Raw genomic sequence first — 22,487 nt, 5'->3', positions numbered from 1 at the left:
TTGTGTGGGATAAAATGATACTTTTAATTTAAATTTTATTTTTGTTATGTATCGTCTATCTTTAATTTATGGGCTAATTCAGCTTTCGTCAATACAATTCCGATTAAATGGATACAATTAATTTTATATATTAAAAAAAAGGAATCATGATGATTCCTTTTTTGCTGAGCTGTGGCTTAAGCGCCGCGCTCTACCAAGGTGAGAATGTCATAAGTGGCGACCAATTCATTGCGCTGATTTTTCACTTTGATGTCCCAGACCACCACGCCGTGCGGTTTTTGTTCCGGGTCGCGCTGCTGCTTCGGTGTTTTCTGCTTGCAGGTTAGCTCAACTTGAATGCTGTCGCCGATTTTTACAGGCTCGACAAAGCGCAAGCCGTCCATGCCGTAGTTGGCGATGACCGGGCCGGCCGCTGCATCTACAAACAGGCCGGCCGCTGCTGAAACAATAAAGTAGCCATGGGCAACGCGTTCGCCGAACAGGGATTCCGCAGCGGCGATTTTGTCCATATGCGCATAAAAATGGTCACCGCTGAGGCAGCCGAAATTCACAATATCCGCTTCCGTAACGGTGCGGCGCGCAGTCAGCAGGCGTTCGCCGACACGTAGTTCGTCAAAGGACTTTTTGAAAGGATGCACGCGGTCTTCAAAAACCTGCGCGCCAGCTGTCCAGCTGTGCCCCACTTGGGTCATGGCGTTTGGCGAGCCTTGAATGGCGGTGCGCTGCATGTAGTGCTTCACTGCGCGCAGGCCGCCGAGCTCTTCACCGCCGCCGGCCCGGCCCGGCCCGCCATGCACCAGATAAGGCAGCGGTGAGCCGTGGCCTGTGCTTTCTTTGGCGCTTTCTGCATCCAGAATATGCACGCGTCCATGCCAAGGGGCAATTTTAGCAGCTAAAGCTTCAATGTTTTCATCGCTGTTGCGCACAATAGATGCCACCAGGCTGCCTTCGCCGCGCGCAACCAAGTCCGCCAGTTCTGCTGAGCCTGCATACGGCATTAAGGTAACGACAGGGCCGAAAGCCTCAATGCGGTGGATGTTTTCCGCTTGGCCGGGCTGCCTGCAGAGCAGAACTGTTGGCGGGTAAAAAGCCGCTTTTTCAGGATTTGAGGCTTGAATTTCTACGTCCTGGCGCAAATGGCTGCCATAGATAATTTCCGCCTCCTGGCTGAGCTGCTCAACCTTGGCGGCCACATCATGCTTTTGCTTGACGCTGGCCAATGCGCCCATGGTGACGCCGTCATCAGCAGGATTGCCCACAGTCACTTTCTTTAGCTTGTCAATTAAGCGGCTTTGCACGCTGTCCAGCAGGGCAGCCGGTACAAAGGCGCGGCGGATGGCCGTGCATTTTTGCCCCGCTTTAGCGGTCATTTCACGGAACACTTCACGCACAAACAGGTCGACGGTTTCGTCACTGGCCTGCTCGGTCAGAATAGCGCTGTTGACTGAATCCGCCTCCATGCTGAAGGGGATGGAATAGGCATTTAAATGCGGATGCGCGCGCAGCTTTTGTCCAGTCGATGCTGAGCCGGTAAAGGTAACCGTATCCTGCGGGTTTAAATAATCAAATAAATCATAAATTTGACCGCAAATCAGCTGCAGTGAGCCCTCCGGCAGGAAGCCGCTTTCATGAATCGCCTGCACCACAGCATGCGTCAATTCAGCGCCCTCAGTTGCCGGTTTGACAATGCAGGGCACACCAGCCAGCAGCGATGGCGCGATTTTTTCCAGCATGCCCCAGATTGGGAAGTTAAAGGCATTGATATGCACGGCAACGCCGGCTTTCGGGCTTAAAATATGCTTGGCGCCAAAAGTTCCCTGCTTTGACAGCGGAATCCAGGCGTCCTCAACTAAAACAGTTTCATCGCTCAGTTCACGGCGCACAAGGCTGGAATAGGCGAATAAGGTGCCGATGCCGCCTTCAATATCAATCCAGGCGTCTTTGCGGGTGCAGCCTGTCGCCTTTGCCAGTTCATAATATTCTTCTTTGCGTTCCAGCAGGTATTGCGCGGTCTGCTTCAGCGCATTGGCGCGCTGGTGGAATGTCCAGGAAGCAATGGCTGAACCCTTCTGTTTAGCATAATCCACAATGGCCTGGGTGCTGATGCCTTGGCTGCCGACCTGATAAGCCGCTTCGCCGCTGATGGCGTGATAAACCGTGCGCAAGTCCTGCTGCGCGGTATGGGCCTGGCCATATACCAGGGAACTGAGCGCCTTAACAGAAGGCGCTGCAGCGTACTGATCTGCCTGATCGGCCGCTGCTGGGCTGCTATTGTCTAACTCCAACATCTTAAAACTCCATTTATGATACGTTTAACAATAAATTTTAATTTTGATGTTTCATAATTTGTGTTTAAAAAGCGGAAAAGTCAATCATAATTGTATGTTTGAAAAACAAGACCAAAGTATTAATAAAATAAAAATTATTAAAAACATATATTTAGTGCGTTATGGTGGGTTGATTTAAATGATACTTAAAAATATATATTGATTTTAAATGTGTATCGTTTTAATTTAAATGCATCAACACTTGGGATAAGTGAGGGAATCATGGACAAGAAGCAGCAAATATTTGAGCAAAACATTGAAAAAGATATTTCAATCGAGCCGAAGGACTGGATGCCGGATGCTTACCGTAAAACATTAATCCGCCAGATTGGACAGCATGCGCATTCGGAAGTGGTGGGCATGCTGCCGGAAGGCAACTGGATTACCCGCGCGCCGTCTTTGAAGCGCAAAGCGGTGCTTTTAGCCAAAGTGCAGGATGAAGCCGGCCATGCGCTTTACCTGTACAGCGCCGCGGAAACACTGGGCGCAGACCGCGATGACATGATGGATAAGCTGATTGCAGGGCGCATGAAATATTCATCTATTTTCAACTACCCGACCCTGAGCTGGGCGGATGTCGCAGCGATTGGCTGGCTGGTGGATGGTGCAGCGATTGTGAATCAGGTGGCGCTATGCCGCACCTCTTATGGGCCGTATGCCCGCGCTATGGTGCGCATCTGCAAGGAAGAAAGCTTTCATCAGCGTCAAGGCTTTGAAGCGATGATGGAATTGGCTCAGGGCACGCCGGAGCAGAAGCAGCTGGCGCAGGATGCGGTCAACCGCTTCTGGTGGCCGGCGCTGATGATGTTTGGCCCCAGCGATGACAATTCGCCAAACAGCGCGCAAAGCATGGCGTGGAAAATCAAATTATTCAGCAATGATGCGCTGCGCCAGAAGTTTGTCGACAACACTGTGCCTCAAGTGCATCAGCTTGGCCTGAGCGTTCCCGATGCAGACTTGAAATTCAATGAACAAACCGGCCATTACCAATTCGGCGCAGTGAACTGGGATGAGTTCTTTGCCGTGATTGCAGGCAAAGGCCCGTGCAATCATGAACGCATTGAAGCGCGCCGAAAGGCGTGGGAAGGCGGCCAGTGGGTGCGCGATTCAGCTGCCGTGTTTGCGCAAAAGCAGCCGCAGCAGCCAGCGCAAAAAGTCGCTTAAAAGTTTAGGAAATAAAGGAAAGCACAGTCATGGATAACAAAAAAAATTGGTCTTTATATGAAGTTTTTGTCCGCAGCAAGCAGGGCCTGAGCCACCGCCATGTCGGCAGCCTGCGCGCGCCGGATGATGAAATTGCGCTGCAGAATGCGCGCGATGTTTATACCCGGCGCAATGAAGGCATCAGCATTTGGGTGGTGAAATCAGAGCTGATCACTTCTTCTCAGCCGGATGAGAAACCGGAATTTTTTGATCCGTCTTTAGACAAGGTGTACCGCCATCCGACTTTTTACCGCATTCCAGACGGCATTGAGCATATGTAAGGCAGAGGATGAATACGATGAGCAATCAAATATTAGCGCAATTCCTTTTGCATATCGGCGACAGCCAGCTGATTCTGTCGCACCGTTTGGCGGAATGGTGCGGCCATGCGCCGGAACTGGAGCTGGACATTGCCATGGCCAATATCGGCTTGGATTTGCTGGGCCAGGCGCGCACCGCATTGAGCCTTGCCGGCGAAGTTGAAGGCTTGGGCCGTGATGAAGACAAATTGGCCTATTTCCGCACAGAGCGCGAATACCGCAATTTGCTGCTGTGTGAACAGCCGAACGGCGATTTTGGCCAGACGGTTGTGCGCCAATGGCTGATGGATCACTACCATGCGCTGCTGTTTGCTGCCTTGAGCAATAGCCGCAATGCGCAGCTTTCGGCTTTTGCCGTGAAGACCTTGAAAGAAGTGAAATACCATCTGCGCTTTTCGGCGGCCTGGATGGAGCGCTTGAGCTTGGGCACAGCCGAAGCGCACGAAAAAATCCAAAATGGCTTAAACCAGTTATGGCGCTTCACTGAAGAGCTGTACGGATTAAGCGCTGATGAACAGCAGCTGGTGGATGCCGGCATTATCCCGGATATTGAAATTTTAAAAGCGCAGTGGCTGGAGAATATTCAGGCGGAGCTTGCGCGCTTTAATCTGGCATTGCCGCCGGAAGGCGCTTACCGCAGCGGCGCAAAGCAGGGCCTGCATACCGAACATTTGGGTTATGTGTTGGCGGAGCTGCAGTATATGCAGCGCTCTTACCCGAATATGGCTTGGTAATTCGGACGCATCACAGGGAGTGAGTCGCATGAATTTAATTCGGCATGCAGCAGATGAATGCTGGGACGCATTGGCGCAGGTGTCTGATCCGGAAATTCCAGTCTTGTCGGTGCTGGATTTAGGCATGATCCGCGGTGTGGAGCTGAATGCGCAAGATGAAATTGTGGTCCGGCTCACACCCACGTACAGCGGATGCCCGGCAACAGATTTACTGAAGGCGGAAATTATCCAAGCCTTTGAAGCCAAGGGTTTAACGCCAGTCAAAGTGGTGGTGGACTTGTCTGAAGCATGGACCACCGACTGGATGAGTGAAGCAGGAAAGCAAAAGCTGCAGCGGTACGGCATTGCGCCGCCGAAAGGCGAGTCGCACAGCTGCGGCACGCATGTGGCTTTGACAGACGGCATTGAATGCCCGCGCTGCCAGAGCCGGCGCACCAAATTATTAAGCGAATTTAGTTCAACAGCATGTAAAGCCTTATACAAATGCCAAGACTGCTTAGAACCTTTCGACTATTTCAAATGCATTTAGTATTCGGCGCTTGCATATAAAAACACAGCATTGCGGAATAGCCGAAAAGAAAGAGGGATTTTCATATGAGTCAATTTGTAGCATTAACCATTAAAGCCGTTCAGCCTCAAACTGAGCAAGCCATCTGCATTTCTTTTGACCTTGCGCCGGAACAGCGGGACGCGTTCCAGTATCAGCCGGGCCAGCACTTAACCATCCGCCATTTAAGCGCCGGCGCTGAACTGCGCCGCTGCTATTCAATCTGCAGCGGCGCGCAGGAAGATATCAGCATTGCCATCAAAAAAATTGATCAAGGCCAGTTTTCCACTTGGGCCAATGATCATTTAAAAGCCGGCGATGTGCTGGAAGTGATGCCGCCGCAAGGGGTATTTTTCCAAAAAGCGGCGCAAGCGGGCGGCCAAAACTACTTAGGCTTCGCAGCCGGCAGCGGCATTACGCCAATCCTTTCAATTGTGAAGTCCGTGCTGAACCGCCAGCCTGAATCCAGCTTTACCCTGATTTACGGCAACCGCTCCTGGAAGCAAACCATGTTTGCCGAGCAAATCATGGATTTGAAAGACCGTTTTAAAGAACGCCTGCAGCTGATCAATATCTTTTCACGCGAATTGAACGACAGTGAAATTTTCAATGGGCGTATTGATGCTGAAAAACTGCAGCAGCTGTTTAACGCGGGTTTGATTGGTGCGGATGCCGATCATTGCTTTGCCTGCGGCCCGGAAGAAATGATGGCGGCGGTAGAAACCGTGCTGCCGGCGCTGGGCATTGACCGCGGCAAGATTCATACCGAGCGCTTCAATACCGGAACTGCGCCGAAAGCGACGGCGCAGCAGATTGAAAGCCGCAGTGAAGAGAAGGTCAATATTGTCCTTGATGGCCGCGAATTGACTGTGGAAGTGTCCCGGCAGGATGACAGCATTCTGGACGCCGCGCTGCGCGCCGGCGCAGACTTGCCGTACGCCTGCAAGGGCGGGGTGTGCGCGACCTGCAAATGCAAAGTGCTGGAAGGCCGGGTTGAAATGGCGGTTAACTACAGCCTTGAGCCTGAAGAAATTGAAAAAGGCTATGTGCTGAGCTGTCAGGCGCGTCCAGTTACGCCGAATGTGCGCTTGAGTTTTGATGAGTAATCTTTAAGGCCGCTTCAAGGCTGCAATTCAGCTCAAGGAAACAGGAGTTCAAGGAATGGAATACATTAAAATCAGCTCACCCAAAGCAGGCGTTGCGTTGCTGGAGCTGAACCGCCCGGAAAAGCGCAATGCGCTCAATAATGCCACGCTGCAGGAAATTGCTGACCGCCTGCAAAATTTAGAAGCCGACGTGGCAGTAAAAGCCGTGGTTATGACCGGCAATCTGCAGTGTTTTGCTGCCGGTGCCGACCTGAATGAGCTGGCGCAGCTGGATGTGGTCAGCATTCAGCAAGACCTGCGCCCGCAGCTCTGGAAACGCATAGATGAATTTTCCAAGCCGCTGATTATGGCGGTGAATGGCTATGCACTGGGCGCCGGTTTTGAATTGGCGCTGCATGGCGATATTGTGCTGGCTGGCGACAATGCGCAGTTTGCTTTGCCGGAAATTGGCCTAGGCATGCTGCCGGGCGCCGGCGGCACACAGCGCCTGGCGCGTTTGGTCGGCCAGCAGCTGGCGATGCGCTGGGCCATGACCGGTGAAATGATTTCGGCGCAAACTGCAATGCAGCATGGCATCAGCAGCCAAGTCTGCCCGGCCGGATTAACCCTGCAGTATGCCTTAGAGCTGGCGGAGAAAATTGCCCGGCAGGCGCCACTGGCAATCCGCGTGATTAAGCAGTCCTTGAAATCGATTCATGAAGTGACCTTGAGCCAAGGCTTAAAGCTGGAGCGCCAGCATTTTGTCTGGCTGGCGGCGACGCAAGACCGCCAGGAAGGCATCAGCGCATTTTTAGAAAAAAGACAACCGGAATTCAGAGGTGTGTAATGGACTATCAAACCATCATTGTTGAAGAAAAAAACGCAGTAGGCTACCTAACCTTTAACCGCCCAAAGCAGCTGAACAGCTTTAATGAAGCCATGCACAAGGAAGTGTCCAGCGTGATGAAAGCCTGGGCCAAAGACAGCGCAATCCGCACCGTGGTGATCTCTGCGGAAGGGCGCGGCTTCTGCGCAGGCCAGGATTTGAATGACCGCGTGGTTGACCCCAATGCCGATGCGCCGGATTTAGGCCTGTCGATTGAAAAATATTACAACCCGCTGATCAAGCTCATCACTGAAATGCCGAAACCGGTGATTTGCGCGGTGAATGGCGTGGCTGCCGGCGCAGGCGCCAATATTGCGCTAGCCTGCGATATTGTAATCGCCGCTCGGTCTGCATCCTTTATTCAAGCCTTCTGCCGGCTTGGCCTGGTGCCGGATTCGGGAGGCACCTGGTTCCTGCCGCGTTTAGTGGGCCGCGCTCAGGCCATGGGCTTGGCCATGCTGGGCGATAAAATTTCAGCGGAACGCGCGGCGCAGCTGGGCATGATCTGGCAAGCGGTTGAAGACGGCGCGTTAAAAGCGGAAGCTGAAAAAATGGCGGAACATTTAGCGAAACAGCCGACCTACGGTTTGTCGCTCATTAAGAAAGCGATTAACGCGGCTGCGCACAATAATCTGGATGATCAGCTGATTTTAGAGCGCGATTTGCAGCGCTTGGCTGGCCGTTCCAGCGACTATAAGGAAGGCGTGCAGGCCTTTATGCAAAAGCGCGCCCCTGAATATAAAGGATGCTAAGTCATGCAGCAGATCAATTTACAGCAGGCTAAAGTCGCTGTGATTGGCGCAGGTACCATGGGCATCGGTATCGCCCAGTTGGCAGCCATGCATGGCCATCACACTTATATTTTTGATGCGGATGCCGGCAAAACCCGGCAGGCTTTAGAACAGCTGGCGGTACAGCTGGGCAGGCGCGTGCAGGCTGGCAAAATGACCCAGCAGCTGTTTGACAGCACATTTGCCCATTTAAAAGCAGCCGATGCGCTGCAGCAGCTGGCGGATGCAGATTTGATTGTAGAAGCGGTTGTAGAAAAGCAAGAGGTGAAGCAGCGCTTGTTTCAGCAGCTGGCGGAGATTTGTCCTGCGCATGCCATTTTTGCTTCCAATACCTCTTCTATTTCGATTACCGCAATTGCCTCGGTGATTCCGCATCCTGAGCGGGTGGTGGGCCTGCATTTCTTTAACCCGGCCCCGGTGATGAAGCTGGTGGAAATCATCCGCGGCTTAAAAACTTCTTGCGCCATTGCCGATGCGCTGTTTGCCCTGATGGCGTCATGGAAAAAGGTGCCTGTGACGGCTAAATCGACACCGGGCTTTATTGTCAACCGTGTGGCGCGCCCTTACTACGCCGAAGCCTTCCGCGCGCTGCAGGAAAATGTCACAGCTCCCGAACAATTAGATTTTATCATGCGCGAATGCGGCCGTTTCGCCATGGGGCCATGCGAGCTGACCGATTTAATTGGGCAGGATGTGAATTTTTCAGTCACGCAAAGCGTGTATCAGGAATTTTTCTATGAGCCGCGCTACCGCCCTTCTTTAATTCAAAAAGAATTGGTCGATGCCGGCTGCCTTGGACGCAAGTCCGGGCAGGGCTTTTATGACTACAGCCAAACGCCGCCGGCGCCACAGTATGCGCTGCCTGTCAGCTATGCAAAATCGGCTGCAAAACTTAAGGTGCTGGTTAAAGGCGGGTGGCTGCATTCTCAGGGGCTGATTCAGCGTTTAAAGCAGGCTTCCCACATTGAATTGAGTTTTGCGGAAAGCCCTAAAGATGAAATCTGCATCGGCGCGGTGTCGCTGCGCTTATCTTTAGGCGAATCGGCTGCGATTGATTATGCGGATGAAAAAGTGGCGCTGATGGACTGGCATGCCGATTGGGCCAATGCCAAAGCGCTGCCTGTGACTGCATCAGCCTGCTGCGCGCAGGAAGACAGGCATGCCGTCGATTTGCTTTTTGCCGGCATGCATGTGATGCCAATTTGGAGCAAAGACCATGCAGGGCTTTATGCGCTGCGCACCATTGCCATGCTGGTGAATGAAGGCTGTGAAGCGGTGCTGCATAATGTTGCATCTGAACAGGATATTGATGCAGCAATGAAATACGGCGTGAATTATCCGCAAGGGCCTTTTGAGTGGGCGGAAAAAATTGGATACAGCATTATTTTACAAACATTGGAAAATATGTATCGTATTTATGGTGAAGAGCGCTACAGGCCCAGTATATATTTAAGACGCAAAGCTGCCTCAGGGCAGGGACAGCAAGAACAGCAATTGAAAGCCGCTGGCTAAAGGATAGAGCACATGGAACAGGTTTATATTTTTGATGCAATCCGCACCCCAATTGGGCGCTATGCGGGCGGCTTAAGCAGCATCCGCGCAGATGATTTGGCATCGCTGCCGATTCAATATCTCAAAAATCAGCATCCCAATTTGCCATGGGCTGAGCTGGATGAAGTGATTTTAGGCTGCGCCAATCAGGCCGGCGAAGACAACCGCAATGTCGCGCGCATGGCCTCGCTATTGGCGGGTTTGCCGGATTCAGTTCCGGCAATCACAGTCAACCGCCTGTGCGCATCGGGTTTGGATGCTGTCGGTTTAGCGTCCCGCGCCATTAAATCGGGCGAAGCGCAGTTTGTTTTGGCCGGCGGGGTGGAGTCAATGAGCCGCGCGCCTTTTGTGCAGTCCAAACCCGCGGCGGCATTCAGCCGGACGCCGGAAATTTTTGATACCACCATCGGCTGGCGCTTTATCAACCCGAAGTTTAAAGCCGCTTTCGGCATAGACAGCATGCCGGAAACCGCAGAAAACGTCGCGGAAAAATATCAAATAAGCCGCGAAGATCAAGACCTGTTTGCTTACCGCAGCCAGCAGAAAACCGCCGCTGCGCAGCAGAATGGCATTCTGGCGGAAGAGATTTTACCGGTTGAAATCAAAGACCGCAAAAAAAATGCCGTCACCATCGCTGCGGATGAGCACCCGCGCGCAGAAACCACACTGGAAGCGCTGACCAGTTTAAAAGCGCCTTTCCGCAAAGCAGGCGGCTCGGTCACGGCAGGCAATGCTTCGGGGGTAAATGACGGCGCGGCCTGCATGCTGCTGGGCAGCCAGAAATTTGCCGATCAGCATGGCCTCAAGCCTTTGGCAAAAGTCATTGCCATTGCCAGTGCAGGCGTAGAAGCCAAATACATGGGCATAGGCCCGGTGCCGGCGGTGCAAAAGGTGCTGAAGCAGGCCGGCCTCAGCCTGGATCAGATGGACGTAATTGAGCTGAATGAAGCATTCGCAGCCCAGTCGCTGGCGGTGATGCGCGAGCTGGGCTTAAAGGATGATGATGCGCGGGTTAACCCGAATGGCGGCGCCATTGCTCTTGGCCATCCGCTGGGCATGAGCGGCGCGCGCCTGGTGATGACTGCCATGAAGGAATTGAAGCGCCGTAAAGGAAAATATGCGCTGTGCACCATGTGTGTAGGCGTAGGACAGGGTGTCGCACTGATTATAGAAAATGCGGATTAAGGAAATAATCCGCTGCATAAATGAGCCAGCAGTCAGGACGGCTGCTTCAGGAGGAAGAATATGAATAACAATGCTATGGAAAAAATTGAAACGGTTTCAATTGATGAGCTCCGCAGCGTGCAGCTGCAGCGCATGAAAAAAACCCTGCAGCATGCTTACTGCAACAGCCCGGTGTATAAAAAGAAATTTGATGAAGCAGGCGTGCATCCTGATGACTTCAAATCTTTAGCAGACTTGGCGAAATTTCCATTCACTACCAAACAGGACCTGCGCGACAATTATCCATTTGGCATGTTTGCCGTAGCGCAAGAGCAGATTGTGCGGGTGCATGCGTCATCAGGCACAACCGGCCAGCCGACCGTGGTGGGCTATACGCAAAATGACATCAATGTCTGGTCAGACGTGGTGGCGCGCTCACTGCGCGCAGCCGGCTTAAGCAGCAAAGACACTATTCAGGTGTCTTACGGCTACGGCTTGTTTACCGGCGGCTTAGGCGCGCACTATGGTGTAGAGCGCCTGGGCGCAACTGTAATTCCAATGTCAGGCGGCCAAACCGAGCGCCAGGCGCAGCTGATTCATGACTTTAAGCCGACGGCGATTATGGTCACGCCATCGTATTGCCTGAATATTATTGAAGCCTTGGAGAAGAAATTCGGCACCGCGAAAAACTGTTCCATTAAAACCGGCGTTTTTGGCGCAGAGCCTTGGACCAATGAAATGCGCAAGGAAATTGAAGAGCGCTTAGGCATTGATGCGCTGGATATTTACGGCTTGTCTGAAGTGATGGGGCCGGGCGTGGCGATGGAATGCCTTGAAAGCAAAGACGGCCCAACCATTTGGGAAGACCATTTCTATCCTGAAATTATCCATCCGGAAACTGGCGAAGTGCTGCCGGACGGTGAATTGGGCGAACTGGTCTTTACCACCATTACCAAAGAAGGCATGCCGGTCATCCGCTACCGCACCCGCGATTTAACCCGCCTGCTGCCGGGCACTGCGCGCACCATGCGCCGCATGGACAAGATTGTCGGGCGCAGTGATGACATGATGATTATCCGCGGCGTGAATGTGTTCCCGTCGCAGATTGAAGAGCAGATTCTGCATATTCCGCAGCTGGTGCCAAATTATCAGATTCAAATTTGCAAGCAGGGGCACTTAGACACATTGCATATTCGGGCAGAAATGCGTAAAGATATCAGCCAGACTCTGGCGCCGCAGCTGGCGGCGCAGCTGAAAAGCCAAATCAAAACCATGGTCGGCATTTCTGTCTGTGTGGAAATCCTGCCGGAAGGCAGCTTGCCGCGTTCGGAAGGCAAGGCGCAGCGGGTCTTTGATATCCGAAAATCGGCATAAGCATGAACGGATGATGATTCAATTGAATGATCATCCGTGTATTACAAGGTAACTGTGAAGCGAAATGAATCCAAAACTAAAGCAAGCCATTGATGATTTCATTAACAACGAAGCGTTAAGCGGCACATCTCTGATTATGACAGTGTTTGGTGACTGCATTTTTCACCGCGGCGGCATCATCAGTTTGGCCAGCTTAATTCAGCTTATGGATGTGTTTGGCTTTAATGAGCGTTCAGTCCGTACCGCAGTATTCCGCCTGGTGCAGAATGGCTGGCTGGTTTCAGAGAAAATCGGCCGCACCAGCTATTACCGCGTGACTGAAAGCAGCCGGCAGCGCTTTATCATGGCGGATCAGAAAATTTACAGCTTCAGCCATCAGGAATGGGATCAGCACTGGGATCTGGTGCTGCTGAGTTCGGTTGAGCTGGAAAATAAAGCGGTTTTGAAAAAAGAGCTGGAGTGGCTCGGTTTTGCCAATATTGCCACCAATGTTATGGGCTATCCGGGCTGTGACCACTTGAAGCTGCAGAATTTATTGCTGAATTTAAAAATGACCGATCAGGTGGTGATCTTTAAAGCCGAGGCGCTGCAGCTGTGGCAGGAGTCCTATCCGACCGTCAAGCGCATGGTGGAAAGCAATTGGCCTGTGGCCGAACTGCATCAGCGCTATGAAAAATTCATCGGCGATTTTAGGGAATTTTTTAATTTAGTGGAAAATGAAGCAGCGCTGGATCCAGTGCAGGCTTTTCAAATCCGCATTCTGCTGATTCATCAGTACCGCCGCATTCTGCTGAAAGACCCGAATTTGCCGTTTGAGCTGCTGCCGGCCAACTGGCTGTCTTTAAATGCCAGAAATCTCAGCAGCAATTTATACCATACCGCAGCGGCTGCCGGTGAGGAATTCTTTCTGGACACCGCGCGGACTTCTGAAGGCTCTATGCCGCCGGCGCATCCGCAATTCTATAAGCGCTTTGGCGGGCTGAAGCAGGAAGAATTCAATTATTCATTGTCTTAAGCGCAATCTGTTTTAAAGGAATAAGCGATGCCATGTTATGCGATTGACGGGGTGATTCCCGTTGTCAGCCCTAAGGCCTATGTGCATCCGACTGCGGTGCTCATTGGCGATGTGATTGTGGAAGAGGGCGCCTATATTGGGCCATTTGCGGCTTTGCGCGCGGACTTCGGCGGCATTCATATTCATAAAAATGCCAATGTGCAGGATTCTTGCATCATTCATGGCTTTCCCAACTATGTCACCGTAGTTGAAGAGTTTGGCCATATTGGGCATGGCGCGATTCTGCATGGCTGCCGCATCCGCAAAAACGCGCTGATTGGCATGAACAGCGTGATTCTGGATGAATCGGATATCGGCGAAAATACGATTATCGGTGCCAACAGTACCGTCAAAGCCAAAGCGCAGATTCCTGAAAACTCTTTAGCGCTGGGCAGTCCGGCGCGCGTTATCAGGGCTTTAGAGGATAAAGAAATCGCATGGAAGCGTCAGGGGACTGAGCAGTATATTCAGCTGACTGGGCGCTGCCTGTCCAGCATGCAGGAAGTCGCGCCCCTGCCATGTGTTAGCGCTGAGCGCAAAACCCATCAAGATTTTATGGCTGAGTATGGCCTTAAGCAAAACAGCTAGGCGCTGGCGGGAACTTGCAGCCATATGAAATCAATCTGAGCCATCGCTGCAGGCCATACAAAATGGAGAGTACGGCTTCTTTGCGAAGCCGGCTGCCGTTTAGGAAAACAGTCAAGGTGAGTGTAAGTCAGCGCAGGAAATAATCTGCTGATGGGGGATTCAAAGCTCCAAATACATATTGTCCGCATCTTCAATCCACTCCTGAAAGCGCGCCAGAGTCCAGTCAAAGTCCTGCGCATTGCGGGTGGCGCATTCCCACCAGATGCAGACCTTCCAGTGCTGCTTCAGCAGCCTCAGGGTATGCCCGGTGTCGCGTTCTACATTTTTTAAAATTTTGGGCTGCCAGTAATCCAGATTGCTTTTCGGCCAGTGGAAATACTTGCAGTCATGCTGATGCCAAAAGCAGCCGTGCACGAAAATAACCGTATTGTATTTTTTCAGCACAATATCCGGCTTGCCGGGCAGGTCTTTATTATGCAGGCGGTAACGGAAGCCCAGGCGGTGCAGCGCCTTGCGGATCTGCAGTTCAGGCTTGGTATTCTTGGAGTGGATGGCCGCCATATTTTCAGAGCGCGTCAGCGCTTTTTTCTGCTTTTTCTGTACTTTGGCGGTCATCATGGTTACTCCCTTGAGGGCAGCGCGCTGGAGATTCTGAAATTCATCCAGCGCATGCGCAGCACTATTAAAGAGTGTAGCCCGCAAACCCTGTCCATGTGAATATTCAATCGGCAAAAACGCTGCGCCGGCTGCTTGGCCGGCGCAATTTGGCAAGAAGAATACGGGATGCAAGGTCCAGCTGAACCAGTTCAAGCCCGGCACATCAATCCGCGTTTAGCGCGCAGGCGGCTTAGCAGAGCGGGAGCAGGCTTTAGATTTCACGCCATAGCGTGTTTTTGTCTTTCAGAGAGATTAAAAAATTAAAGTTTTCATCATCGCGGACTAATAAACCGCCGGGTGCCTGCATGATTACTTTAAGCACTGTGCCTTTTTCAAAAATCAGCGGGCTGCAGTTTTCTTTTCTTAATGTGACGGGTTTCAGTAGTTCAATAATATTATTTTCCATTTTTATTTCCCCCCTTAAAGTTGTTTTGATTGTTTTATGATCATAGCATAATTTGTTATTTCTTAAACGCTTTCTGTAAATTGTGTCAAACAAAATAACAAAAATGCGCAGCAATTAATGCTGTTTTGCAGTGAGAAATTGAGCGGAATTTAATTTTAATTTCTGATTTTGCACAGCTTTATGCTGCTGCAGAGGGCAGCCAGTATCTGAGCTTTAAGGCTGGCTGCTGAATTCATTTAAAGCTGACCGCAGTGGCGCTGCTGAACCGCGCATTTCCCCTGTGCGCTGCCGGCCGGCGCCAAGCATGGGCAGATTTGCCCTGCTGAGTCATCCGTTATTTTGCTGCGGAGCGGCATGACGCCGCCGAAACAGCTAAGATGGAGGCGCGATGCAGAAAACCTGAACAAAATATCTGAAAAAATTGCAAATTTTAAAAGAAAAATTAAGGTTCCGGTTTTATGATCGGCATATATTCCCCAAAGGCAATCATAAAGGACGCCTCAGCCGCATGTTTAAATCTTTCTTTCCAAATCCAAAATGGTTCTTTGGATCGCTGATACTCTGGTTCGCTGTTAATATTGCGCTTTGGTACAGCGGCGGCAGCGGCTGGGGAACGTTTCTAGGCTTCCCGCAAGGCTATGAGGCTGCGGAACTGCCGATAGGCGTCAGCCGTTTCTGGTCGCCGGCATTTTTATGGTTTTACCTGTGGTTCGGCGCCGCGGCTGCAATTTTCGCCCTGTGCTGGAGGGCGAAATCCAACAACCCCTGGCAGGGCTGGTCGGTCTGGGGCTCTGCATTCATTTTATTCAATATCTGGTTTGGCGTGCAGGTCAGCGTGGTGGTGAATGCATGGTACAACCCGTTTTATGACCTGATTCAAAAGATGCTCAGCACAGGCGGAGGCGATGTCGGCCAGCTGTATGCAGGCATCATGACCTTTCTGTACATTGCAATGGTGTATGTGACGACAGCGGTTTTTAATCTGTTTTTTGTCAGCCATTATGTGTTCCGCTGGCGCACGGCAATGAATGACTATTACACGCAGAACTGGGATCAGCTGCGCCAGATTGAGGGGGCATCGCAGCGTATTCAGGAAGACACCATGCGTTTTGCGCGCACGATGGAAGGGCTGGGCGTCAGCCTGGTGGAAGCGATGATGACGCTGCTGGCGTTTTTGCCGGTGCTATTTTCGCTGTCTTCGCATGTCCAGCAGCTGCCGATTGTGGGCGCAATGCCGCACGCTTTGGTCTGGGCCGCAATTTCCTGGGCGGTGCTGGGCACTGCAGTGCTGATGCTGGTCGGCTATAAGCTTCCAGGTTTAGAATTCAATAACCAGATGGTTGAAGCTGCTTACCGTAAAGAGCTGGTGTATGGTGAGGATAATCCCGAGCGCGCAGATCCGCTGACCTTGCAAGAGCTGTTCAGCAAGGTGCGCTTCAACTATTTCCGCCTGTATTTCCACTATGCCTACTTCAATCTGGTGCGCATCTGGTATATGCAGCTGGACAATATTTACGGCTTATTTGTGCTGTTCCCAAGCATCGCTGCCGGCGCGATTACGCTGGGCCTGATGATGCAGATCGCCAATGTCTTCGGCAAAGTGCGCGAATCTTTCCAGTATTTGATCGCTTCCTGGCCGACCATTATTGAGCTGCTGTCCATTTATAAGCGTTTAAAAGCTTTTGAATCGACTTTGGATAAATAAGCCATTCAGCCCGCAGCGTGCGGGCTTTTTTGATTTTGCTGATTTGCGCTGCGCAGCCTGAAAAGGCTATTTGCAGCCGCATTAAATGCTGATGCTTGCGCCCAGGGCTTTGACAAATTGTGCCAGCCAAGCCGGATGCGCAGGCCACGCCGGCGCGGTGATTAAATGGCCATCGGTCACTGCTTCAGTCACGGCAATATCTGCATACTGGCCGCCCGCCAGCTTCACTTCAGCCGCGCAGGCCGGGTAAGCCGAACATGTCTTTCCTTTCAGCACATCTGCAGCCGCTAAAAGCTGTGCGCCGTGGCAGACCGAAGCAATCGGCTTCTGCGCCGCGTCAAACTCACGGACAATTTCAATGACACGCGCATTCATGCGCAGGTATTCCGGCGCGCGCCCGCCCGGAATGACCAGCCCGATATAATCTGCTGTGTTCACCGCGCTGAAGTCATGGTTAATGGCGAAGTTGTGCCCGCGCTTTTCGCTGTAGGTCTGCTCGCCTTCAAAGTCATGAATGGCGGTGGCAATGCTGTCGCCGGCTTTTTTATCCGGACAGACGGCATGCACGGCATAGCCAAGGCCGGTCAGGAACTGGAATGGCACCATGGTTTCGTAGTCTTCAGCGTAGTCGCCCACCAGCATCAGGATTTGTTTAGGCATGTTTTTTCCCCTCTGTTTAGATATGATTTATATAATGTTTTATCTCACCATAGCATATCAGCACGGCAGTTTTAAGAATTTTGGCGGTCTTTTAGTCGGATATGCCTGAGTATTATTTGGCCGGCGTGGTGGCCATTTTGTGCAAAATTCGCCGCAGCGCGTGCATGGAGTTGTAAAAATCAAAAATCTTCTGCATGCGCAAAATAGCTGTTGATGCCTAAAAGCAGCCTAGCGATAGACTTACTTCACGGCAGCATCTAAAGCGAGCATGCTTTTTGATACGGGAGCGTATTGCGCATACAGACAGAGATGTGTAAAGGTTGAGTTGCAGCCGGCATTCATTTGGGCGTCAGGCTGAATAGACGCAGCAGCAAATAGCAGCTTGATCGGGTAACTATGCTTGAGGAAAAACAGAATGCTTAAAAAGAAAATCGGCTTGCGTTCAGCTGTTTTAGCAGCAAGCGCTTGCTTTACGCCTGCAGTTTTTGCCGCGCCTTTGCAGATTTTAGCGTTTCAAAAAGCGCAGCTGAATCCAAGTGAGCAGAAACAGCTTTGCGCGCAGGCAAAAGCCCTCTGTGAACAGCGCGGGCAATGGCGCAGTTTAAAAACAGCAGATCAGAGCCTGTGGCTGCTGTCTGGCGGAAATATCGCCCGGTTTTATGCCTCTGCAGCGGGCTTTAAATTATCGCAGCAGTGGCATCTGGACATTTCTGATCAAGCGCAGGGCGCATCGAATGGGCAGTTTATTTTTCCCAAACTGTTTCCAATGGCGCAGAACCGCTATGCCGTCGCGGTGATTGAAAGTTTTTCTGAAATGTATTCGGGCGGCGGGGCGGGCATTGAACGCGCCAGCTTTTATGAGCTGAAAGATGCTGGAAATGCGCATCAGTTTATTCAGAATTATCCTTTCAGTTTGAACCGGATGATCCGGGCCTGTTTTTCCGAACAGGATTATGCAAGCGCAAAGGGCGACTGCCACGATGAAGACCGCTTGAGTCTGGATATCCGGCCCGTCAAGCCGATGCTGTGGCAATTCCGCTACCGCTATAATTTAAGCGTATCACCCGCATCAGATTCAGGTGAAAAATCTTATCAGGGCAGCCGGAACCTCAATATTGATTTAAACAGAGTGCCTGCGCAGCCGGATATTCCTGAGGCATGGAATTATGCGGGAATGGAATAAACAGCAGAGAAGCTGATTTAAGCGCCGTGCATTCCGCTGAAGCTTTAAGCGTTTTGATTTGCGCAATTTACAGCGCCATCATAGATGACCGCATGGGCTGTGTGATACAAAGAAGCAGATTGCAATTTGGAACTCAGTTTATGCCACGTCATGTTTATGCTTCTGCCCGCCGTAACTTTTCTTCTTTGAGCCGTTCTTTGCTTATGGCCGCCGCAGTGCTGGGCACTGCGCAAATTGCGGTGGCGGGGCCGGCCGTAGACCAGCTGAGTGATTGCCTGGTCAAGTCCACAACTGCGACGGATAAAACCGCTGTGCTGCAATGGACTTTTGCGGCGCTATCAACGCATCCCGATTTAAAGCAGTTTAGTCAGGTGACGGATGCGCAGAAAACCGAACTGGACAAAAATTTCGCGCAGGTGCTGCAGCGCATCCTTGTGGAGCAGTGTTCCGCGCAGACTAAAGCGGTGATTCAGGCGGAAGGTTTGCAGGCTGTAGGCAACAGTTTTCAGGAGCTGGGCAGCATTACAGGGGAAGAAATTATTAAGAACCCGGAAGTGAAGCAGCAGCTGAATGGGGTGCTGCGTTATGTGGATTTGAATAAACTGGTGATGACTTTTTTGACGCCTGATTTGTTTAATAAACTGGGTGTGATTCGCAAATAAAGCCTAAAAAATCCCACAATTGTGAGTGATTTTTTACATGCTGTGGGTAGTCTATTTTTAGTCCAATGTGCAAGCCTTGCCCTGATATTCATAACGGTGAACTTTATATTCCTGACCATTCCAGCGGTAAACAGCAAAACAAAATCCGGGGCCGCCATTTTCTATATCTGGCCAGCCGTCTTTTCCTTTGGTTTTTAGAAAAGTAGGGATGCCCATGTTTTCAAAAATGAGTTTCCAATTTCCAGTTTTTTGCTGAGCAACGATGTGGTAGCCGACACCTGTGTTGCCATAGCACATGGTGCTGTAGTCTGAAATGACTGCGTCTTTTAGACCGTCACCATTGAGGTCTTTATATGTAGTGATTTCACCTGTGTCGCAGCTGCCTTCCCAGCTATGTTTTGTTTTTGAAAAGCCTGCGGCTTTAAAGATTTTGCTGGCTTCTTTAGCTGGAACATTGGGTTTGGTTTCTGTAAAGGCGGTGGTGCTAAGGAGAGCAAGGGTAGAAAATGTGAGGATGGCTGTTTTCATTTTTGTCCTTTGATTTTTTAAAGTGGTTATAGTTTTTAAAGTAATAGATGGTGTTTAGTCTATTAGATTTTGGGAATTAAATAAGATATTGATAAAACGTTTTAAACTCTTTACTCACTTTATTACCTCGTAATAAATAGCCTTTGGGCTGTATATAATATAAATTTCCCGTGCAAATTGTTCATGCCAGCCAATATTAAAAGCACACAGCTTAAGGAAAACTTGTAGATGGCTATAGTTCAAGTTGTTATGAATCCAGTAAGCAAGTTGTTGCCAATTGGATTGGTCTTTTTCATATAACTCTAAAAATGACGAAAAATGCAGTTGTACCATAGCTCTTTTCGTCAGGGTGATCCTAAGTGTGGCTGGCATTTACCCAGTGGTATCCCTCTTTTATGCATTTGATATATTTAAAATAAATTTGCCGTGTTATAGTTTGATTAATATAATTACTCAAAAGATTTTTCATGGGTGATCAGAAGCACAAACGAAATATATCATTGGGAAATAATGTCGAAGATGATCGGTACAAGAAAGATTTATCTACCTTTATTGTTTTTCTAATGTGGTTTATAGGGATAGATCTTTCTCTTAAATTTTTTGGTTTACTAATTTCTTTTCTTCCAAGCAGTTTTATTGTCGGTTTTATTGGATTTTTAATAATTTTCTATTTTAGGGAAGTAGTACTTAATCTAATATCTTTTTTAGATAGAGTTTCTTCAAAGATTCTGAAACCTTTTAAAGTAATTGTTGATTGCAAAACTGAATTCTTTATTTGGGGGTTATTTACTCTTTTTGCTGGACAATTAGGAATTATAACAAATCTTTTGATAAGAGTATTGGGTACAGATATAAAGTTTAAAGAATCACTTTATTTAGATGCACAAGCTGGAAATTTTTACTTATATTCTATTGCCATTATTGCTTCAATGCTTGGAAATGTTTTTACAACCTTTCTAAGTTCTAAAGAAGCATCATTTAGATATATTAGGATTATCGCTTCTTCTGTATTAGTTTTATTTTTGCTATTTAACGCTATAGTGTACAGTGCTACACAATTAAGAACACCAATTAACCTCGGTACTAAATTTTATTATTGCTTTGATTGGTTACAATTAGGATTCTATATAGCATCAATGATTTTTTCTGTTTACTGCTTTTGCCTTGTGAAATTGAATTTACCTAAATTTAAAGATTTAGCTTTTGATGATTACGGTAAAAAAGAAACTGAAAAAGTTGATGAATTAACTAAGAGTGCAACTGAAAAAACTAGTGATGGAGATTTAAAGGTATGACTAAGGAAGACTTATTACCTGAAAGTATGAGTAAGGAATATCCATTACTTGAGGTTGTACAGCCAATAGGTACTTTTTTTGTTTCAGTAATAGATGCTGAAACATTGATTCAGATTACTGAAGTAAGACATCGCTCAGAACATCAAGACTCAGTTCAGCGCGATTTAAGTAAAAAACGAGTAAAGGATATTTCTCAATACTGTAGTGATCCAGATGCGACCTTTCCAACATCAATTGTTGTTTCTCTAGACTTAAATGGTGCATATAAACTTAATTTTGAAGATAAAAAGATCTCTATAAATACTAACGGTAAAATTGGTGAAATTATTGATGGCCAGCATCGTATTAATGGTATAAAACAATCAGGAATGGCATCGAATTTCAGTCTTCCTGTAGTCCTAATGCTTGATCTTGATGCATATCAAAAAGCATATGTTTTTTCTATTATTAACAGTAAACAAACATCAGTTCCATCTTCTCTTATCTACGATTTATTTGCACTAAGTGATAATCGAAGTCCTTTCAAAACTTGCCACGAAATTACAAGAGGGTTAAATAGGGCAGAAAATTCGCCTTTCTATAATCGTTTAAAAATGTTAGGCAAAAAGGAGGATGGACAGAACTTAGCAACAATTTCACAAGGAACTTTTGTTAAGTATTTATTAGAGTTGATTAGTAGGGATCCTGAACAAGATACTCGAGATATCAAGAGTAATATTGATTTAGATCATGATAATAAATGTTCACTTAGATTTTTATTTATTAGAGAAAAAGATGATGTAATTATGAAAATCATTTTGAATATTTTTAGTGCAGTGCAGAGTGCTTTTTCTAAGGAATGGGAAGATCCTAAAAGCTCTATATTATCTAAACCAATAGGGATTGGAGCAATTCTAAAGTTAGCTAATGAAGTTTTAATTCCATTAGGCTTGGCAGAAGGTAAATTAACTAAGGAGTTTTTTGATAAATATTTTATAAACATTAAAACAAATTTTGATAAAGAGGGACACAGGATTTCTTCAGAAAATTATGGTTCTAATGAGCAAGCAAGAGTTCAATTATTTAGAAAAATGAATGAAAATATCTTTGAAAAAGAAAACCCGTCCTAAGACGGGTTTTCTTATTCCAAAATTAATCAGTCTCAACCAATCAATTTCTTCATCAATTCATTCACTTGAGCAGGGTTAGCTTTACCCTTAGACGCTTTCATCACTTGACCGACAAGACCATTGAAAGCTTTCTCTTTACCAGATTTAAACTCTTCAACCATCTTCTCATTGGCAGCAAGCACGTCTTTAATAATCGCTTCAATCGCACCTGTATCAGTTTCCTGCTTCAAGCCTTTTTCCGCAATAATTTCGTCCGCAGTTTTGCCTTCATCCCACATAAAGCCGAATACTTGCTTCGCAATCTTACCGCTGATGGTGTTATCCACGATACGCGCAACCATGCCGCCCAGTTTTTCAGCTGAAACAGGAGAGTCAGCCAGTTCTAAGCCAGCTTTGTTTAAAGCTCCAGAGAATTCGCCCATCACCCAGTTTGCAGACACTTTACCCTGTACAGCGCTGCCAGCAGCAGCCACAACCACTTCATAAAAGTCTGACATTTCACGGGTCAGCGTCAACACATGCGCATCGTACTCAGTGACACCAAAGTCCGCTACGAAACGCTCACGACGTGCCGCAGGAAGTTCAGGCAACGCAGCACGAGCCGTTTCAATTTGCGCATCTGAAATAATCACAGGCAGCAAATCAGGGTCTGGGAAGT

22 protein-coding genes and 1 pseudogene are annotated in these 22,487 nt (G+C 48.9%); 17 read left to right on the top strand and 6 right to left on the bottom strand.

Features of this window, described 5'->3' with window-relative positions; genetic code table 11:
* Positions 1-176 precede the first annotated feature (176 nt).
* A complete protein-coding gene (gene paaZ / locus RSA72_RS05835; protein ID WP_332621521.1) occupies positions 177-2,288 on the bottom strand; it encodes a phenylacetic acid degradation bifunctional protein PaaZ in 2,112 nt (703 codons plus the stop codon).
* Positions 2,289-2,549: 261 nt separating this feature from the next.
* Here paaZ and paaA point away from each other — a divergent pair, with 261 nt between their 5' ends.
* From paaA to RSA72_RS05775, 12 genes are all read left to right on the top strand, one after another.
* Complete coding sequence (gene paaA / locus RSA72_RS05830; RefSeq protein WP_332621520.1) at positions 2,550-3,491, top strand: 1,2-phenylacetyl-CoA epoxidase subunit PaaA; 942 nt, start codon at positions 2,550-2,552, stop codon at positions 3,489-3,491.
* A gap of 29 nt (positions 3,492-3,520) precedes the next feature.
* On the top strand, positions 3,521-3,811 hold the full coding sequence (paaB, locus tag RSA72_RS05825; protein ID WP_332621519.1) for a 1,2-phenylacetyl-CoA epoxidase subunit PaaB: 291 nt from the start codon (positions 3,521-3,523) through the stop codon (positions 3,809-3,811).
* A gap of 8 nt (positions 3,812-3,819) precedes the next feature.
* The gene (gene paaC, locus RSA72_RS05820) at positions 3,820-4,584 is read left to right on the top strand and encodes a 1,2-phenylacetyl-CoA epoxidase subunit PaaC (protein WP_332621518.1); all 765 of its coding nucleotides are present in this window, start codon (positions 3,820-3,822) and stop codon (positions 4,582-4,584) included.
* Positions 4,585-4,612: 28 nt separating this feature from the next.
* Positions 4,613-5,113 (top strand): 1,2-phenylacetyl-CoA epoxidase subunit PaaD, encoded by a 501-nt coding sequence (gene paaD, locus RSA72_RS05815; RefSeq protein ID WP_332621517.1) that lies wholly within the window; start codon positions 4,613-4,615, stop codon positions 5,111-5,113.
* 65 nt (positions 5,114-5,178) lie between these two features.
* Entirely contained in the window at positions 5,179-6,237 is a 1,059-nt protein-coding gene (gene paaE, locus RSA72_RS05810; RefSeq protein ID WP_332621516.1) for a 1,2-phenylacetyl-CoA epoxidase subunit PaaE, read from the top strand.
* A gap of 55 nt (positions 6,238-6,292) precedes the next feature.
* Positions 6,293-7,063, top strand: coding sequence for an enoyl-CoA hydratase-related protein (locus tag RSA72_RS05805; RefSeq protein ID WP_332621515.1), 771 nt, complete (start codon positions 6,293-6,295; stop codon positions 7,061-7,063).
* Positions 7,063-7,854, top strand: coding sequence for a 2-(1,2-epoxy-1,2-dihydrophenyl)acetyl-CoA isomerase PaaG (paaG, locus tag RSA72_RS05800; RefSeq protein WP_332621513.1), 792 nt, complete (start codon positions 7,063-7,065; stop codon positions 7,852-7,854). Before RSA72_RS05805 ends, paaG begins: the two co-directional genes overlap by 1 nt.
* 3 nt (positions 7,855-7,857) lie before the next feature.
* A complete protein-coding gene (locus tag RSA72_RS05795; RefSeq protein WP_332621512.1) occupies positions 7,858-9,405 on the top strand; it encodes a 3-hydroxyacyl-CoA dehydrogenase in 1,548 nt (515 codons plus the stop codon).
* 12 nt (positions 9,406-9,417) lie between these two features.
* Positions 9,418-10,629 (top strand): 3-oxoadipyl-CoA thiolase, encoded by a 1,212-nt coding sequence (pcaF, locus tag RSA72_RS05790; RefSeq protein ID WP_332621510.1) that lies wholly within the window; start codon positions 9,418-9,420, stop codon positions 10,627-10,629.
* A gap of 60 nt (positions 10,630-10,689) precedes the next feature.
* Positions 10,690-11,982, top strand: coding sequence for a phenylacetate--CoA ligase PaaK (gene paaK, locus RSA72_RS05785; RefSeq protein WP_332621509.1), 1,293 nt, complete (start codon positions 10,690-10,692; stop codon positions 11,980-11,982).
* 64 nt (positions 11,983-12,046) lie between these two features.
* Positions 12,047-12,997 (top strand): PaaX family transcriptional regulator, encoded by a 951-nt coding sequence (locus RSA72_RS05780; RefSeq protein ID WP_332621508.1) that lies wholly within the window; start codon positions 12,047-12,049, stop codon positions 12,995-12,997.
* Between the two features lie 27 nt (positions 12,998-13,024).
* The gene (locus RSA72_RS05775) at positions 13,025-13,624 is read left to right on the top strand and encodes an acyltransferase (protein WP_332621507.1); all 600 of its coding nucleotides are present in this window, start codon (positions 13,025-13,027) and stop codon (positions 13,622-13,624) included.
* A gap of 159 nt (positions 13,625-13,783) precedes the next feature.
* Here RSA72_RS05775 and RSA72_RS05770 read toward each other — a convergent pair whose 3' ends face one another.
* Entirely contained in the window at positions 13,784-14,242 is a 459-nt protein-coding gene (locus RSA72_RS05770; protein ID WP_332621506.1) for a very short patch repair endonuclease, read from the bottom strand.
* Positions 14,243-14,492: 250 nt separating this feature from the next.
* Positions 14,493-14,687 (bottom strand): hypothetical protein, encoded by a 195-nt coding sequence (locus tag RSA72_RS05765; protein WP_332621505.1) that lies wholly within the window; start codon positions 14,685-14,687, stop codon positions 14,493-14,495.
* Positions 14,688-15,195: 508 nt separating this feature from the next.
* Here RSA72_RS05765 and sbmA point away from each other — a divergent pair.
* Positions 15,196-16,392, top strand: coding sequence for a peptide antibiotic transporter SbmA (gene sbmA / locus RSA72_RS05760; RefSeq protein WP_332632866.1), 1,197 nt, complete (start codon positions 15,196-15,198; stop codon positions 16,390-16,392).
* Between the two features lie 81 nt (positions 16,393-16,473).
* Here sbmA and RSA72_RS05755 read toward each other — a convergent pair whose 3' ends face one another.
* Positions 16,474-17,052: a DJ-1/PfpI family protein gene (locus tag RSA72_RS05755; protein ID WP_332621503.1), complete on the bottom strand. Its 579-nt coding sequence runs from the start codon at positions 17,050-17,052 to the stop codon at positions 16,474-16,476.
* Positions 17,053-17,467: 415 nt separating this feature from the next.
* Between RSA72_RS05755 and RSA72_RS05750 the strand changes: the two genes are divergently transcribed.
* Both RSA72_RS05750 and RSA72_RS05745 read left to right on the top strand, forming a co-directional pair.
* Entirely contained in the window at positions 17,468-18,235 is a 768-nt protein-coding gene (locus tag RSA72_RS05750; RefSeq protein WP_332621501.1) for a hypothetical protein, read from the top strand.
* A 140-nt stretch (positions 18,236-18,375) separates the two neighbouring features.
* The gene (locus RSA72_RS05745) at positions 18,376-18,897 is read left to right on the top strand and encodes a hypothetical protein (protein WP_332621500.1); all 522 of its coding nucleotides are present in this window, start codon (positions 18,376-18,378) and stop codon (positions 18,895-18,897) included.
* Between the two features lie 57 nt (positions 18,898-18,954).
* Here the strand turns inward: RSA72_RS05745 and RSA72_RS05740 are convergent, their stop codons facing one another.
* On the bottom strand, positions 18,955-19,425 hold the full coding sequence (locus tag RSA72_RS05740) for a hypothetical protein (protein ID WP_332632864.1): 471 nt from the start codon (positions 19,423-19,425) through the stop codon (positions 18,955-18,957).
* 467 nt (positions 19,426-19,892) lie between these two features.
* On the opposite strand from RSA72_RS05740, the gene RSA72_RS05735 reads away from it, so the two are divergent.
* Both RSA72_RS05735 and RSA72_RS05730 read left to right on the top strand, forming a co-directional pair.
* The gene (locus RSA72_RS05735) at positions 19,893-20,720 is read left to right on the top strand and encodes a hypothetical protein (RefSeq protein WP_332632862.1); all 828 of its coding nucleotides are present in this window, start codon (positions 19,893-19,895) and stop codon (positions 20,718-20,720) included.
* Entirely contained in the window at positions 20,717-21,829 is a 1,113-nt protein-coding gene (locus RSA72_RS05730) for a DGQHR domain-containing protein (RefSeq protein WP_332632861.1), read from the top strand. Before RSA72_RS05735 ends, RSA72_RS05730 begins: the two co-directional genes overlap by 4 nt.
* A gap of 32 nt (positions 21,830-21,861) precedes the next feature.
* Here the strand turns inward: RSA72_RS05730 and gatB are convergent.
* Positions 21,862-22,487 (bottom strand): annotated as a pseudogene (gene gatB, locus RSA72_RS05725) (Asp-tRNA(Asn)/Glu-tRNA(Gln) amidotransferase subunit GatB); the annotation flags it as partial.

This window comes from Acinetobacter sp. (assembly GCF_036659555.1).
GTDB lineage: Bacteria > Pseudomonadota > Gammaproteobacteria > Pseudomonadales > Moraxellaceae > Acinetobacter.
This window is presented reverse-complemented; position numbering and strand designations above follow the sequence as displayed.